Annotated in this window: 12 protein-coding genes; all 12 read left to right on the top strand. The window is 39.5% G+C overall.

From position 1 onward, the window contains the following. Nucleotides 1-261: 261 nt before the first annotated feature. The 12 genes from ftsH to H7844_07175 all read left to right on the top strand — a co-directional run bounded on the left by ftsH (nucleotide 262) and on the right by H7844_07175 (nucleotide 15,983). Nucleotides 262-2,034, top strand: coding sequence for an ATP-dependent zinc metalloprotease FtsH (gene ftsH / locus H7844_07230; protein ID MEO5357073.1), 1,773 nt, complete (start codon nucleotides 262-264; stop codon nucleotides 2,032-2,034). Next, nucleotides 2,018-2,860, top strand: coding sequence for a dihydropteroate synthase (gene folP, locus H7844_07225; GenBank protein ID MEO5357072.1), 843 nt, complete (start codon nucleotides 2,018-2,020; stop codon nucleotides 2,858-2,860). Before ftsH ends, folP begins: the two co-directional genes overlap by 17 nt. Next, a complete protein-coding gene (gene miaA / locus H7844_07220; GenBank protein ID MEO5357071.1) occupies nucleotides 2,857-3,768 on the top strand; it encodes a tRNA (adenosine(37)-N6)-dimethylallyltransferase MiaA in 912 nt (303 codons plus the stop codon). Before folP ends, miaA begins: the two co-directional genes overlap by 4 nt. A 75-nt stretch (nucleotides 3,769-3,843) precedes the next feature. Further along, nucleotides 3,844-4,089 carry an RNA chaperone Hfq gene (hfq, locus tag H7844_07215; protein MEO5357070.1) on the top strand — a complete coding sequence of 82 codons (246 nt, stop codon included), beginning with the start codon at nucleotides 3,844-3,846 and terminating at the stop codon, nucleotides 4,087-4,089. Further along, nucleotides 4,046-4,474, top strand: a complete 429-nt coding sequence (locus H7844_07210) for an NUDIX hydrolase (protein ID MEO5357069.1) — start codon at nucleotides 4,046-4,048, stop codon at nucleotides 4,472-4,474. The genes hfq and H7844_07210 overlap by 44 nt, the downstream gene beginning before the upstream one ends. 21 nt (nucleotides 4,475-4,495) lie before the next feature. Then, nucleotides 4,496-5,167 carry a SurA N-terminal domain-containing protein gene (locus H7844_07205; GenBank protein MEO5357068.1) on the top strand — a complete coding sequence of 224 codons (672 nt, stop codon included), beginning with the start codon at nucleotides 4,496-4,498 and terminating at the stop codon, nucleotides 5,165-5,167. A 1,138-nt stretch (nucleotides 5,168-6,305) separates the two neighbouring features. Further along, entirely contained in the window at nucleotides 6,306-6,776 is a 471-nt protein-coding gene (locus tag H7844_07200) for a hypothetical protein (protein ID MEO5357067.1), read from the top strand. Beyond that, a complete protein-coding gene (locus H7844_07195) occupies nucleotides 6,773-6,946 on the top strand; it encodes a hypothetical protein (GenBank protein ID MEO5357066.1) in 174 nt (57 codons plus the stop codon). Before H7844_07200 ends, H7844_07195 begins: the two co-directional genes overlap by 4 nt. After that, nucleotides 6,943-9,360, top strand: coding sequence for an AAA family ATPase (locus tag H7844_07190; protein MEO5357065.1), 2,418 nt, complete (start codon nucleotides 6,943-6,945; stop codon nucleotides 9,358-9,360). The genes H7844_07195 and H7844_07190 overlap by 4 nt, the downstream gene beginning before the upstream one ends. A gap of 67 nt (nucleotides 9,361-9,427) precedes the next feature. Beyond that, nucleotides 9,428-11,740, top strand: a complete 2,313-nt coding sequence (locus tag H7844_07185; GenBank protein ID MEO5357064.1) for a site-specific DNA-methyltransferase — start codon at nucleotides 9,428-9,430, stop codon at nucleotides 11,738-11,740. Further along, a complete protein-coding gene (locus H7844_07180) occupies nucleotides 11,737-13,146 on the top strand; it encodes a putative DNA binding domain-containing protein (GenBank protein ID MEO5357063.1) in 1,410 nt (469 codons plus the stop codon). Before H7844_07185 ends, H7844_07180 begins: the two co-directional genes overlap by 4 nt. A gap of 158 nt (nucleotides 13,147-13,304) precedes the next feature. Then, nucleotides 13,305-15,983, top strand: a complete 2,679-nt coding sequence (locus H7844_07175) for a DEAD/DEAH box helicase family protein (protein ID MEO5357062.1) — start codon at nucleotides 13,305-13,307, stop codon at nucleotides 15,981-15,983. Nucleotides 15,984-16,462 lie beyond the last annotated feature (479 nt).

Raw genomic sequence — 16,462 nt, 5'->3', positions numbered from 1 at the left:
TTACCGGACTGAGGTGATGTAAAATAGATTATCCTTATTAAACAAGAACTTGGAGAGAGTTTCTTAACAACAGTGCTGACAACGTGACGATTTCAGTCATAAAAAAGATCAACTGAATTTTGCACATTGCAGTAATATAAAAAAATTTTAAAAAATAAGATGAAATTAATTGATAAGTTGTGATAAACTCTCTATAACGGAGGATGATAATTGAACAATACCTATAAAAATATATTTGTTTGGCTTGTAATAGGGGCCCTGATGATAGTTCTGTTTAATATGTTGAGTTTTCAGAAGCCGCCACAGGAAGAGATGATTTTTTCGGAGTTTTTGGAGAAACTTGAGACCTCTGCGCTGGAAGAGGTCGTTATCAGGGAAAATGAGCTAAACGGCAAGTTAAAAGACGGCAAGGTTTTCCGTACGTATGCCATTGAGTACCCTGATCTGATAAAAGAATTAAGGGCTAAAGGAGTCAGGATAACAGTAAAGCCTCCAACTCAAAACCCGTGGTATGTGAATTTCTTTTTTTCGTGGGGGCCGATAATTTTCCTTGCCCTAATTTGGGTGTTTTTCATGAGGCAGATGCAGGTAGGGGGCAATAAAGCCATGTCATTTGGCAAGTCTCGTGCCCGCCTTGTTTCAGATAAGACCAACAAGGTGACATTTAAGGATGTTGCAGGGGTGGAGGAGGCAAAAAACGAGGTTCAGGAGATAATAGAATTTTTAAAGGATCCTCAGAAATTTACAAAACTGGGCGGTCGAATTCCCCGCGGCGTTTTGCTGGTGGGGCCGCCGGGTACGGGTAAGACCCTTCTTGCCAGAGCAATAGCCGGTGAGGCGGACGTTCCTTTTTACTCTATATCAGGCTCTGATTTTGTGGAAATGTTTGTAGGTGTGGGAGCATCGAGGGTAAGGGATTTATTTGAGCAGGCTAAGAAAAATGCGCCGTGTCTGATATTTATAGACGAAATAGATGCAGTGGGTCGTCACAGAGGAGCAGGGCTGGGTGGAGGGCACGATGAAAGAGAGCAGACTCTTAACCAGCTGCTTGTGGAGATGGACGGATTTGAAGGAAAAGAAGGCCGGATAGTGATAGCCGCAACAAACAGGCCGGACGTGCTTGACCCTGCGCTTTTAAGGCCTGGAAGATTTGACAGACAGGTGATTGTTTCGCACCCGGATGTAAAGGGACGTGAGGAGATACTTAAGGTGCATACAAAATCCATCCCCATATCGCCTGATGTGGTGTTGGCCGTTATCGCAAGGGGTACACCGGGATTTACCGGAGCAGACCTGGCAAACCTGGTAAACGAGGCTGCATTGCTTGCGGCAAGAGATTCAAAAGAAACAGTGGATATGACTGACTTTGACCACGCCAAGGATAAGGTGCTCATGGGGGTGGAAAGAAGAAGCATGATAATCAATGACGAGGAAAAGAGAAATACCGCCTATCATGAATCAGGCCATGCGCTTGTGGCAAAGCTTACCCCCGGGACCGACCCTGTGCACAAGGTCAGCATAATACCTAGGGGGCGCGCACTGGGTGTTACACAGCAGCTTCCCATTGATGACAGATACACGTACTCTAAGGAGTTTTTAGTAAACACACTGAAAGTGCTTCTGGGTGGAAGGGCGGCGGAGGAGCTTGCCCTCAATCACATGACTACAGGGGCCGGCAATGATCTGGAGCGGGCTACCGAGCTGTCAAGAAAAATGGTGACTGAATGGGGCATGTCGGACAAGCTGGGGCCGCTGACATTTGGTAAAAAAGAAGAGCAGATTTTCCTTGGCCGTGAAATAGCAAAACACAGAGACTACAGTGAAAGGACAGCCGAGTTGATAGATGAGGAGGTTCAGTCCCTTGTGTTTAATGCCTACCAGGAAAGCAAGGAAACACTAAGAACAAACTACGATATGCTTGAATCAATGGCAAAATTGCTCCTTGAGAAAGAAACTATCGAAAATACCGAAATAGAACAACTGATAGATGAGGTTAAGCGTCAGAGAAATCCTAACCTTGAAAGTAGTTCTTAAAAACCACATACTGGATTTATCGCAAAAAACACTCATAATGGGTGTGCTCAACGTAACCCCTGATTCATTTTCAGACGGCGGGGTTTATTTTGAGATAAATCGGGCAATAGAGGGCGCCCTTCAAATGACACAAGACGGTGCAGATATTATAGATGTCGGGGGGGAGTCAACCCGTCCCGGCTCTGAGCCGGTTACAGTCTATGATGAACTCAAACGTGTAATTCCAGTTATAGAGGCACTAAGTGAACAACTTACCGTGCCGGTCTCTGTTGATACGTATAAGGCTGAGGTGGCTGCGGAGGCACTAAACTCAGGGGCCGCTATGGTTAATGACATAAGCGGTCTCAGATTTGACAAGGATATGGCTAAAACTGTAGCCGCAGGCGGCGGAGCAATCTGTATTATGCACATAATGGGTACCCCAAAAGACATGCAAAACAACCCTGTGTATGATGATTTATTTGCACAGATAAGCGGATTTCTGAAAGAGGGAATAGATATGGCGGTAGCTGCCGGCATCAGGGAAGACAGCATTGTGGTTGATCCCGGCATTGGTTTTGGTAAGACCCTCAACCATAATCTTCAGATATTAAAAGGGCTAAGCAGATTTAAGCAACTGGGCAAACCTGTACTTATCGGCACTTCCCGTAAATCTTTTATCGGGCGGATTCTCGGCGGCCGGCCGGCCGGCGGCAGACTTATGGGCACAGCGGCAACCGTGGCTGTTGCCGTTTGTAACGGTGCATCCATAGTAAGAGTGCACGATGTTAAGGAGATGGCAGAGGTGGTGGCGGTAACAGATGCTATAGGACACGCATTGGTTTGAAAGCATATGTTGTCATGGGCCCTACGTGTGTAGGTAAAAGCGACTCCTCGGCATTGCTTGCGGGTACGCTGGGCAGTGAAATCATAAGTGCTGATTCTATGCAAGTCTATAAGTATATGAATATCGGTACGGCTAAACCCTCAGCCGAGACATTAAAAAGCGTGCCACACCACATGATAGACATAGTTTTACCAACGTCAGAGTTTAGCGCCGGCAGGTTTGTTACAGAGGCGGCTCCTATAGTGGAGGGGCTTTGCAGCTTAGGTAAAACTCCGGTTATAACTGGAGGCACAGGGCTGTACATCAGGGCACTGTCAGAAGGACTTTTTAACGGCCCTGAGGCTAATTGGCAATTACGGCAGCAACTAATAAATGCTGAGAACGAATCTGAGGGCTGTTTGTATGATCTGCTTAGCCATTTTGACCCCGTCACTGCAGTAAAGACTAAACGAGGTGATAAGAGGCGTATAGTACGGGCTCTTGAGGTGACTCTAACGCTTGGGCTGCCTATATCTGAGGCTCATCAGAGGACAGCCGGTGCTGTAAATTGCAGCTTTGTAAAAGTCTGCCTGAGCAGGGAGCGTACAGAGCTCTACGCAATGATAGAACAGAGGGTGGATACGATGATAAAGGACGGGCTTTTTGAGGAGGCGAGGGCACTTTTTGATATGCCTCTTTCACGAACGCCGCTTCAGGCAATAGGGTATAAGGAGGCCTTTTCCCATTTCAGAGCTGAAGTGAGCTTTGATGAGGCTGTATCAAATATAAAACAGGCCACAAGGCGTTATGCAAAACGCCAACTGACGTGGTTTAGGGCGGAAAAAGACATTAAATGGCTTGACGTAACAGGTATTTTTGATCCTAAAAAAATCCACGATAAAATAATTTCGTTATTAAGCATTAATTAGCTTGAATTATTAGCCGGAATTCTTTATTGTATAGAGGACAGCCTGTTATTTTAAACCACGTAAAGGAGACTAAGGATGGGTGGCGTAAAAACGACAAGCCTGCAGGATGCTTTCCTTAATCAGTTAAGGAAAGATAAGATGCCAGTTGTGGTGTATTTGACAAACGGCGTGAGGCTAAAGGGAACAGTTAAGGCGTTTGATAACTTTGTTATAATATTGAAAGACGCCAGGCAGCAGTTGATCTATAAACATTCCATCTCATCTATAGTACCGGAAGATGACGTCAGCGTTAAGTATGACGAACCTCAGCAAGACCAATAAGTCCCCTGTACCAACGGTTGACATAATCATAAGGTATCAGGGAGGGATTGTGCTGATTAAAAGAAAGAACGAACCCCATGGGTGGGCACTGCCCGGAGGGTTCGTAGATTACGGGGAATCTCTTGAGAGTGCTGCACAGAGAGAGGCTAAGGAGGAAACAGGTCTTGATGTAAGTCTCCTCAGCCAGTTTCATACGTATTCCGGCCCGGAAAGAGACAAGAGACTGCACACCATAACCACAGTGTATGTGGCTGAGGCTCAGGGGCAGGCTAAGGCCGGTGATGACGCCGCCGATTATGGCGTATTTACTCAATCATCACTGCCCTTCCCGATAGTGTTTGACCACAAGGGAATTATTGAGGACTATTTCAATCAGAGATATTAGATTAACCACCGGAGGGTTTTGATGATAAAATTTATGCACAAACATGCCAAATTCTTTTATGTATTTTTCTTTTTGATTATTATATCTTTTATATTTTTCTATGTGGGACCGATAGATAAATCAAGCTCTGTGGCACTTATTGAAATCGGTAATAAGAAAATCTATTCTGAAGAGTACTGGAGGGTTTACGACAATATAAGAAACTATTATTCAAGCGTTCTCAAAGAGAAATTCAACTCTGAGATGGAAAAAACGTTAAATCTTAAGAAGATAGCGCTTGATGCCATAGTTGAGCACGAATTTATGCTTGAGGCTGCAAGGATGCTTGGAATCAGCGTATCGGACGGCGAGTTAAGCCAGGGGATATTAAATGACCCGACTTTTTCACGGGATGGGGCTTTCAGACAGGATATTTACATGAGATACATTGAACTAAACCGTATGACGCCTGCGTATTTTGAAGCTAAGAAGAGAGAGGATATCATAGTCTCTAAGGTAAGAGCACTTATTGAGCTCTCGGCAGGTAAACTTGAGGAACCCTCGATAGACATAAAATCAGAAGACAAGGCGAAACTTCTTGAGCAGATATTTGCCAACATGGACAGGGAAAGAAAAGCAAAGCTCGTAAAATCATACATTGACGGATTAAAGAAAGTGGTTCATTTCAAAGTCAGAGAAGATTTAATCGGATAATTCAGCGGTAATTCAAATTCTAATTCAAAAGTAAACGCAGGCGGCTGGGAACAAGCAACGCCTCCCCTCACAGGGGAATTCCCTGTGAGGCATAAGCGCTAACATAAGGATATATTTTGTAAATTGCAGAAGTAAGAACCGCATAGATACGCCATTTATGTTTAGCGTAAAACGTATTTTTATGGTAATTTTAAGCGTAAGTTAGCGCTTATGCCCCTAAAGCAACCGTGATGTCAAGTAAAATTTTTAAAAAATGGTTCTTTAACGTCTTGAGTGGGTAAAAGAAAGAATAAGCTCCTGTGGCCTACACTATACATAGCCGCAAGGTAGGGGATGTCAGGGTGTAACGTAGTGGAGCAGGTTTGCGAAGGCAAAACTTGACCTCCCCGTTTACTGTAGGCTACTGTGTCTAAGGCCACAGGGATACTTCTTACTTTTCTACCCACTTATTCGGTAAAGAGCCTTTTTTGCGCTTAACCTCTCCGGTTATTTCTTAGTTCCTATTCTCTCCTTTAATTTCAACATCTTTACTCTTTTTTCTCTCCTCTATATCGGATTTCGGGTTTCGACATGTGTCTTACCTCCGTATGTGTTTATACTTATACAGCTCGGCCGGCCTGATTCTTTGTTAACTTTCTCATCTCCCATTGGGTGAGTGCTCCTTATGCTATTTTTTGACTATAACTCCCTGCTTTGTATAGTATTATACTCACTCCCTGTTTATGCAACTGCTTTTTTTAGGTTAAATAATGATGATGGATTCAGTAAATTTGTATAAAATTGTCAGAAATCAGATATAATAAATAAACTCACGAAAGTGGAGGTGATTTATGCGTAGCCAAATAGTTGAAGCTATACGCTTGATGAAAAAAATTGTATTAAATTATAAGGGCGAGGGTATTAGACTTGTGTGTCCTCACGCTCTATATGTTAGCTCAACGGGTAAGATTTTATGTGACTCATATCAGCTTTCAGGTTATTCGAACCACTCAGAAAATGTGCATGGGTGGAGGCCTTTTGACGTTTCAAAAGTTACAAACTTAAAAATATTGGATGAAACATTCAATATTGCTCCTGGTTATAACCCATACTCTGATAAATACTTTAACTCAATCGCCAAATTATGAGCATGTTATAAATGGATATCCTTAAAATCTATTTTGAGCAACAACAAGTCTTTGAATTAAATAATATTCAACATCTTATGGGGATAACAGGGTTATATTTTATATTTCTTAGATATACAGAAATACCATATCCTTATGGTAAATCAAGGCTTGTTTATATTGGCATGAGCGAAAAGAAAACAAATAGTATTGGAAAGAGGCTATTAGGCCATTACGATGGGACATCTGGTAATGAGGGGTTACTCAACTACCGTAAAGCTGAGGGGCTATACTTCACCTATATTAACTTTGAAATGTTTAAGACCATATGGAAGCTCAGAATAGAAGACTTAGAGAGTTATTTCATTCTCGATTTTTTAAAAGATTACGGGGTATATCCTATCTGTAATAATAAATCAGGTTTTGAAATTAAAAAGCATAACTTATCTGTATTTTTTGATATAGACTGGAAATACTTTAACAGTGAGGTGCCAGCAACATGAAAGAAATCAAAAGCGGAAACCAGATAGTTGAGGAATTCTTTGCCGATATTCAAAAGATTGATGGAGTAGATAATAAGATTGCATCAACATTGCTTCAGCTTTATACGTCCGGTAAGTTTACAAATACAAGTATTTCAAATGCTCTTTCAGGACTTCGAGAGGGTAAATGATGACTACTCTTCGAAACATCACAATAACAGGAATTCGTGGAATTCATGATACTATCTCTATAGATTTGAAGACGAACCAATCACTGTTAATTTATGGAGATAACGGAAGCGGTAAAAGCTCCATCGCCGATGCAATTGAATGGTTCTATCACGATAGAATTGACCATTTATCAAAAGAGGAAATTGGACTTAATGGTATCCCTGCATTAAGAAATAGATTTCTGTCTGATGATGAAACTGCAACGCTTGGAATTGAATATTCTGACAGTGCACTTAATTCAACCAAGTCACTTTCTACTAAAAATAATAAATTCAGCTCCTTATATTCTAATACTAACAAATCGTTTGACTCATATCGGGTCGCATCAAAAAATGAGAATTTAATCTTAAGATATAGGGACTTAGTGCGATTCATTTATCTGAGAAAAAAAGATAAACTGGATGAGCTTTCATCAATAATTGGCTTTGGTGAATTGGTAGAAATAAGAAGCGTTTTGCTTAAAGTATTAAATGATATCACGAAATTATTAAAAAACAGTAGATTTGATGATAAAATAAATCAAGGCCAATCTCAGCTACTTCAACAGGTTAATCAATCAATCCAAAATGATGCTCAATATTTTAGTGCTATTCAGAACCTTATCGAACCCTTGGGATTATCAATTAAGGTAACGGATAAAAAGAGCATAGATGATGCTCTTGGAAAAATAAGGCAACCGGAAAATAAGGACGATATCCTATTACAGGCATCGTATGAAAAAGCAATAACTCTAATATCAAATATTACATCTTCTTTAAAAAGTATTTCAGTACCTTACACTACGCTTTTGTCAAAACATCAATCAATTTCGGGTAGCATTGAAAATATCAAGAATTTAAGACTTGAAAACCTTCTTAATGAAGGGTTTAAGCTTATTAATGAGGCCTTCTTTGATGAAGATAGATGCCCTCTTTGCTTACAGAGTAAAAACAGATCAGAGCTACTGGATGAAATTAAATTTAGGATCAATGAACTTTCTGAATTAAAGAAAGCGAAAGAAGAATTAAAAGGGCTACAGCAAGATGTTGTTAATCTTGTCAATCATGTCCTGTCAGAAATATCCTCGCTTAAAGCTGAAAAATGTATACTCTTAAAGGAAAACACAAAACATATAGAAATGTTTAATCAAATCCATGAAGCGATAATATCTAATTTACAAGAAATTGAAGGAGATATCCTCGGAAAAGCTATTTCTAATAATTTATTTAAAGTTAATCTTGACACAATCGTTAAAGTATCAACCGACTTTGCTACACAAAAGAAACAAATATTTGAGAAAAGGAAGGACGATAAGAAATTTGAAATTACAACTAAGATAACTATTGCACGTCAGTTATATGATGGAATTGTAAAGTTAAGGGCTGAAGAAAAAATTCTTAAAGATCAACAACAAACTTTTGATGCTCTTTATAGAGAATTTATAAAACGCCAAAAGGAGGGATTTGTTGCCTTCCTGGATGCTATATCAAGGGAAATCAATGATCTGTATTTATTCATGAACAAGGATGAAAAAGTTGATGAAATCCAGCTTATTCCTATAGGTGTTGGAGATGATTTTGATGGAATAACATATCAATTTAAATTCCACGGGGATGTGGTTACGCCACCTGACAAGTATTTAAGCGAATCTCATTTGAACTGTCTTGGCATCTGTTTATTCTTGACTTCGGTCAAAGCCTTCAATAAGAGGAATAAGTTCTTTATTCTTGACGATGTGATTTCAAGCTTTGACAAAAATCATCGTATTCGATTCGCTAATTTATTAGTTGAAAAGTTCGCTGATTATCAAATACTGCTTTTAACACATGAGGAAGATTGGTTTGAATTTATTGCCCGTATGGTCAAAGGCAAGGGTTGGAAGATTCATAATATCAAGTGGGAGGTAAACCAAGGGGCTTCAATAGAAATTCCATTGACAGACGTTAAGGCTAAGATAGAACACAAATTAACAAATAAAGATAAAGATGGATTAGGTAACCTCATCAGAAAATACCTCGAAGGAATTCTGAAGGATATTTCCTATTCACTTGAGGTTAGTGTGAAATTTCGATTCAATGACAAAAATGAAAGCAGAATGTCAAATGAACTACTATCTGAAATTAGAAGCCATATCAATAAAAAGCTACCTGAAATTAAAGAACATCCAATATTTGGTAGGCTTGAGGCATCTAATTTTTTAGGAAATAAGACATCCCACGACAATGATTTTCAGGAATCCATTCCAGATTTACAAGCCTTTTATGATGATGTCATTGCACTTGAAGCCCTGTTTATATGTGATAAGTGTAAAAAACTCGTAGCCGTTACATACTTAGATACAGTTAATGGTAAAATCCGGTGTTCATGTGGAAATATTAATTATAATTGTAGATAGTTAAAAGATTTGGTTTGTTGTCAAACATCTAAAACATGTTTTTAAAGGTTATTATAATAAGACTAAGATGGAAAAACTAACTGAACAGGAAAAACAGGATATCATTCGATATTTGGATGCCGGAAAACCGTTACCGGATAAGTACCGCTTTCTGCTTTTTGATGAGAAACGTCAGGTGGAACTTGTTTGGAACGGTAAATCGAATGAAGTATGCAATATCGTACTGCCTTTTCAGGTAATAGAACAAGTTGATGAACCACGTACGGAAAACCACGTATCTACTCAATTGAAACTGGATTTCAATACTGATAGTCGTGGCAGACAGCTTAAAGGATGGACGAACAAACTTATCTGGGGTGACAACAAGCTAATACTATCAAGTCTTAAGAATGGGCCTATACGGGAAGAGATAGAGAGCCAAGGTGGTATAAAGCTCATCTACATAGACCCGCCATTTGATGTGGGTGCCGATTTCTCGATGGACATTGAAATAGGTGATGAGACTTTCACAAAAAAACCGAACATTCTTGAAGAAATAGCCTATCGTGATACATGGGGCAAAGGAGCAGATTCTTTCATCGCTATGATCTATGAACGACTGAAACTCATGCGTGATTTGCTGGCTGAAAATGGTAGTATCTATGTGCATTGCGATTGGAGAGTGAATAGCCTTATCAGATTAGTAATGGATGAAATATTTGGTTCAAAGATGTTTAAAAACGAGATTTCATGGAAGCGAAAAACAGGTAGTAGCAGTCAAATAGGATCAACAACGGATCGTTATGGACATGACGTTGACTCCATTCTTTTTTATGGAAAGGGCGAAAATTCAATTTATAATATGCAGTATACTGAGAGTGATCCTGACTATATTGCTAAATTTTATAGATTTAAAGATTCTAATGGAAGGGTATATCGGATAGCCGATTTAGCAAATCCTGCTCCACGGCCAACTCTTAGATATGAATATAAAGGTTATAAACCACCAAAAAATGGATGGGCTATTTCTCTTGATAAGATGCAACAATGGGATGAAGAAGGTCGTTTATACTTCCCAAAAGATAAAAATGGACGTATCCAACGAAAAAGATATTTAGATGAATTAAAAGGTAAACCTGTCTCTGATTTTTGGGATGATATAGGACAGGTGGCTTCACAAGCAAACGAGAGAATTGGTTATCCAACCCAAAAACCCGAAGCCCTTTTAGAACGTATAATTAAAGCCTCATCTAACGAAGATAATATAGTTGCCGATTTCTTTTGTGGTTCAGGCACTACAGCAGCAGTTGCCGAGAAGCTTGGCAGAAAATGGATAGTTACAGACCTCGGTAAATTCGCTATTCATACTACTCGTAAAAGGATGATAGGCGTACAACGCCAACTAAAGACGGAGGGTAAAAATTATCGAGCTTTTGAGCTTTTGAACCTCGGCAAGTATGAAAGGCAGCATTATATCGGGGTAAATCCGAACCTTCGGGATAGAGAGAAACAGAAGCAGATTGATGAAAAAGCGCAGGCATTTGTAGCGCTAATTCTTCGAGCCTATTGTGCTGAGAAGTTAGAAGGATTTCAGACATTTCATGGCAAAAAAGCCGGAAGGCTTGTAACTGTCGGTCCTGTTAATTTGCCGGTAACCCGTCTTTTTGTTGAGGAAATCATACTTGAATGCCGTAAAAAACATGTTACAAAGGTGGACATTCTGGGCTTTGAATTTGAGATGGGATTATTCCCAAATGTGTTAGATGAGGCAAAGACAAAGGGTATAGACATAGCACCTAAGTACATCCCTGCCGAGGTGTTTGACAAAAGAGCTGTTGAGAAAAATCAGGTAGTTTTTCATGATGTAGCGTTTATTGAAGTTACACCACACATAAATGGCAATAATGTAACGGTAGAACTTACGGATTTTTCAGTTTTTTACTCACAGGATTCAATTGTTCATGCGGAGGCTTCATTAAAAGACAAGGGGAGTAAGATAGTTGTCGAAAAGGGACAAATAGTCAAAGTTAGCAAGGATAGCTACGGTATTATAAAACGAGAGGTGCTAACACAAAAGTGGACTGATTGGGTTGACTATTGGGCTGTGGATTTTGATTTTGAGAACAAACGAGAGATTATTAGAGTAAAACGTAGCATGTTTGACCACAATTCACTTCCAGGGCTCGAGCCGCAACAGGCTGCTTTACATGAATGGGAAGAAGTATGGACAGGAGATTATATATTTGAGAATGAATGGCAATCATTCAGGACAAAGAAAGACCGTTCATTAGAACTTAAAAGTGCTACGATAGAGTGCCAACCCGGACGGCGGAAAATAGCTGTTAAAGTGGTTGATATATTCGGAAATGATACTATGAAGATTATAGAGATAAGAGTATGACTTTCACAGTTATGGATATAGACAATATGATTTCCGTACCAAGTGAGCATGAGCATTTGGAATTTAAAGAAGCTAAAAAACAATTCGATAGAGACAAGTTGTTGCGCTACTGTGTGGCACTTGCCAATGAGGGTGGGGGGAAGTTGCTGTTGGGTATAACAGACCGTCCGCCACGATGTGTTATTGGTACAAATGCCTTTAATGATCTTGGTAGTATAAAGTTATATATTGTAGAAAAACTTCGTATTCGTGTGGATATAGAGGAAGTTAAACATACAGGAGGGAGAGTTTTAGTTTTTATAATCCCTTCCCGACCGGTTGGTACGGCTCTATCATACGAAGGTGCTTACTTGATGCGAGCTGGAGATGCGTTGTTACCTATGACTGAAGATATGCTTCGTCGAATTTTTGATGAAGGTCGTCCGGATTTTTTATCTCGTCCGGCGATGAGTGATGTGAGTGCCGATGAAGTAGTAAGTCTACTCGATACACAGAGCTTATTTGACCTTTTAAAGATGCCTTATCCTGCTGAGCGCGAGGGAGTGCTTTCCAGATGTGAAAGCGAAAAATTAATTGAAAGAAAGACATCGGGGTGGGATATAACTAACTTTGGCGCTCTTTTATTAGCAAAAGATTTAAATCAGTTTGAGGGGTTGCGTCGCAAAGCACCACGTGTAATTATATTTAGTGGTGTTAATAAACTTGAAACCCTCAAAGACAAGATTGGAACTAGAGGCTATGCAGTAGGGTTTGATGGGCTTATTTCTTATATAAACGATCAGCTTCCTACAAACGAGGTGATTAAGCAGGCGTTACGAACTGACATCCGGATGTACCCTGAACTTGCAATTCGTGAACTTGTAGCTAACGCATTAATTCATCAGGATGTAGCTGATACCGGTTCATTTGTGATGATTGAAATTTACACTGATCGTATTGAGATTTCCAATCCCGGTAAACCCTTGATTCCACCTGACAGATTTATTGATGAGTATAAGTCACGAAATGAGCGCCTGGCAGACTTAATGCGCCGTTTTGGTATTTGTGAGGAAAAAAGTAGCGGAATTGATCGGGTTATTTCACTTGTCGAGGCGTATCAATTACCAGCACCTGATTTTAGAGTGGGGGAGAGAACCACAACTGTGGCACTATTTGCGCCTATTGATTTTGAAATAATGGACAGAAAGGAGAGGATTCGCGCTTGTTATCAGCACTGCTGTTTACGCTATGTCAATAATCAAAAGATGACAAATCAAAGCTTGAGAGAGCGTTTTCGCCTGCCAGAAAATAAGGCTGAAACGGTATCACGTATTATTTCTGATGCCGTCAACGATGGATTGGTGAAGTTCGATGATCCTAATAACAATTCCAGGCGATATGCAAAGTATGTTCCGTACTGGGCATAATATCTCATTTAGACGCAAAGCTGAAGGACACCGGGGTATTGTGAAAAAAACATGTAATATCAATGAGTTCTTATTTAGACGCAAAATTAATAGTATGTCTATTCAGATATCTAATGGATGCTGTCACTTAGTCTTTAGAAAAGTAAGAGAGGTTCAATATGGCACTTCATAAAGACTTCCCATCTTCCCCATATGAGATACTTGATCCATCTGTGAGATGGTTTCCCGCAGATGAGACGATAAGAACAACAAGTGCTGAAAAACTTATGCCTCCTCTTGTGCCGGAACTCCGAAAGAAAGTTATGTTATGGCGTAATAAGCATTATGAAGGTGCAACCAATACCAGCCGAAGTCTCCTAAACTGGTGGTTTAACACTCCACACATACTACCTAAATACGATGGGACTACTGCCGAGTTCCAATATTACTTTGCCCAGCGTGAAGCATTAGAGACAATTATTTATCTATATGACGTAGTAGGGGTAAAGGACAAGTATGACTTAATGCGCTTTGATAGTTCTGGGGTTGTTTCCACAGGGATGTTTGACGAAACATGGAGACGATTTGTGATTAAGATGGCAACTGGAACAGGTAAGACCAAAGTTATGAGCCTTGTACTTGCATGGAGCTATTTTCATAAGCTCTATGAACCCAATTCGGAGCTTGCCCGTAATTTTCTTGTAATAGCTCCTAATATAATTGTGTTAGACCGTATTTACAAGGATTTTAAGGGATTGCATATTTTCTATAATGACCCTGTGCTTCCGGATAATGGGTTTGATGGTATGAATTGGCGTGACGATTTCCAACTAACTCTTCAAGTACAGGACGATGTTAGAATTACAAATCCTATTGGCAACATTTTCCTGACAAATATCCACCGTGTTTATTCCGGTGATGATATCCCACCTTCGGTAGATGATGATAATACAATGGATTACTTTCTAGGCAAGCGTCCCACCGGAGCAACAATTGATTCAAAGGTTGATCTTGGCATGATAGTAAGGGATATTGATGAGCTTGTCATTTTAAACGATGAAGCACATCATATACATGATAGCCGTCTTGCGTGGTTTAAATCTATCGAGGATATACATAATAGATTGAAACAAAAAGGTGATGCCCTATCGCTTCAGGTTGATGTTAGTGCGACACCAAAACACAATAGCGGGGCTATTTTTGTTCAGACAGTATCTGACTATCCTCTTGTTGAGGCGATATTTCAAAATGTTGTAAAACATCCGGTACTCCCCGATTCCGCAAGTAGGGCTAAGCTTGTTGAGCAACAAAGTTCAAAATATACAGAAAAATATGCAGACTATATTCACCTCGGCGTTCTTGAATGGCGAAAATCATATGCTGAACATGAAAAGGTTGGGAAGAAGGCTATATTGTTCATAATGACAGATGATACTAAGAACTGTGACGAGGTTGCTTTATATCTTGAGGCAACATATCCTGAATTAAAAAATTCGGTTTTAGTGATACACACCAATGATAACGGTGAAATATCCGAATCTACTCAAAAGAAGAAAGAGGAAGAGTTGAAGAGATTAAGAAAACAAGCCAACGAGATTGATGATGAGGATAGCCAGTATAAAGCTATTGTATCTGTAATCATGCTTAAAGAGGGTTGGGATGTTCGTAATGTAACGACCATTGTTGGACTTCGTCCTTATTCAGCAAAAAGCAATATATTACCTGAGCAAACGCTTGGTCGTGGACTACGTAAAATGTACCCCGGTGGTATAGAAGAATATGTCAGCATAGTGGGGACAAACGCATTCATGGATTTTGTAGAATCCATACAATCCGAAGGTGTAGTTATAGATAGAAAACCGATGGGGGAGGGAACCAAACCTTTAGCCCCATTAGTAGTTGAGATTGACAAGGAAAATAAGAACAAAGACATTGATACTCTTGACATTGAGGTTCCAGTTCTTTCACCACGAATATATCGTGAGTATAAGAACCTTACTGAAATAGATATTAGTAGATTAAAAAACGAAAAGGTTCCTTATAAGAAGTTTTCGCCTGAGGAGCAGCGTGAAATAGTTTTTAGAGATATTACCTCAGGTGAAGTTACTCACACAACTATACTTGACACTGCTGGTATTGTTGATTACAGCAGCGTAATAGGATACTTTTCTCAGACCATAATGAGGGACCTTCGTCTGGTGAGTGGATATGATGTACTTTATGGTAAGGTTAAATACTTTATTCAGGATTACCTGTTTGATTGTAAGGTTGAACTTGATAACGCTAATACCCTCAGAAACTTGTCTGAGGTTGCTGCCACACGAACCATTGTCGATACGTTTAAGAAAGCAATAAATGATTTAACTATTCAAGATAAAGGTGGTGCTGAAATTCGTGATTTTATAAAGTTAAGGCATACTCGACCCTTTGTAGCAAAAGAACAGCAATATTTGATACCTAAAAAAAGTATTTTTAATCGAATCATAGCAGATAGTCATTTTGAACTTGTTTTTGCCGGATTTCTGGAAAATTGTAATGATGTATTATCCTACACAAAAAACTACTTTTCTGTACACTTTAAACTTGATTACGTAAATGCAAAGGGTGATATTTCAAACTACTACCCTGATTTCATTGTTAAGTTATCAAACAGACAGGTTTTCATCGTTGAAACAAAAGGACAGGAGGACATGGATGTACCTTTTAAAATACAACGTTTGAAACAGTGGTGCGAAGATGTCAATAAAGTAAATACGGAAATAAAGTATGATTACGTTTTTGTTGATATGGACATTTTTGAAAAATATAGACCTATAAACTTTCAAGAGTTAATTAGTGTTTGTAATGAATATAGGTAGAATATCAAGGTCTGTTTATATCAGCGAACCAAATCCCTTAGATTTCCAAAAATCACAAATAACCTCCCGTCTCTTGACTTCATCACTTGAGAGAGCTAACATGTTGAAATAAAAGGAAAAAGCGAAAAAGCAGGGCACTACATTTTCCGCCCAATCTATACACCCTATTTTTTCCCGTTTCTTACTCTCTTTTGTGCTCGAAGTGATGAAGTCGGGAGCACCAGGGCAAACACACTATATACTTATTGCCCTCATATCAAGTCCAGAGCATTGCAAAATTAGCGGTCAAATGTAATAAATCTGTCATTACCGCCAAAGCGTGACTCCATTTTTTGTGCCTTTATCCCATTATCACATATTGCACATCGTACAACATATCATCTCTCTTACATTTTACACTTTTAACGGAAGTTCAGCGTAAAAAATGGCGTGAAGTGGCTATAAGTGGCTAATAAATAAGAAAAAAACAATAATGGAGG

The sequence above is a fragment of the Nitrospirae bacterium YQR-1 genome (assembly GCA_039908095.1).
Classification (GTDB): Bacteria; Nitrospirota; Thermodesulfovibrionia; order Thermodesulfovibrionales; family Magnetobacteriaceae; genus Magnetomonas.
This window is presented reverse-complemented; position numbering and strand designations above follow the sequence as displayed.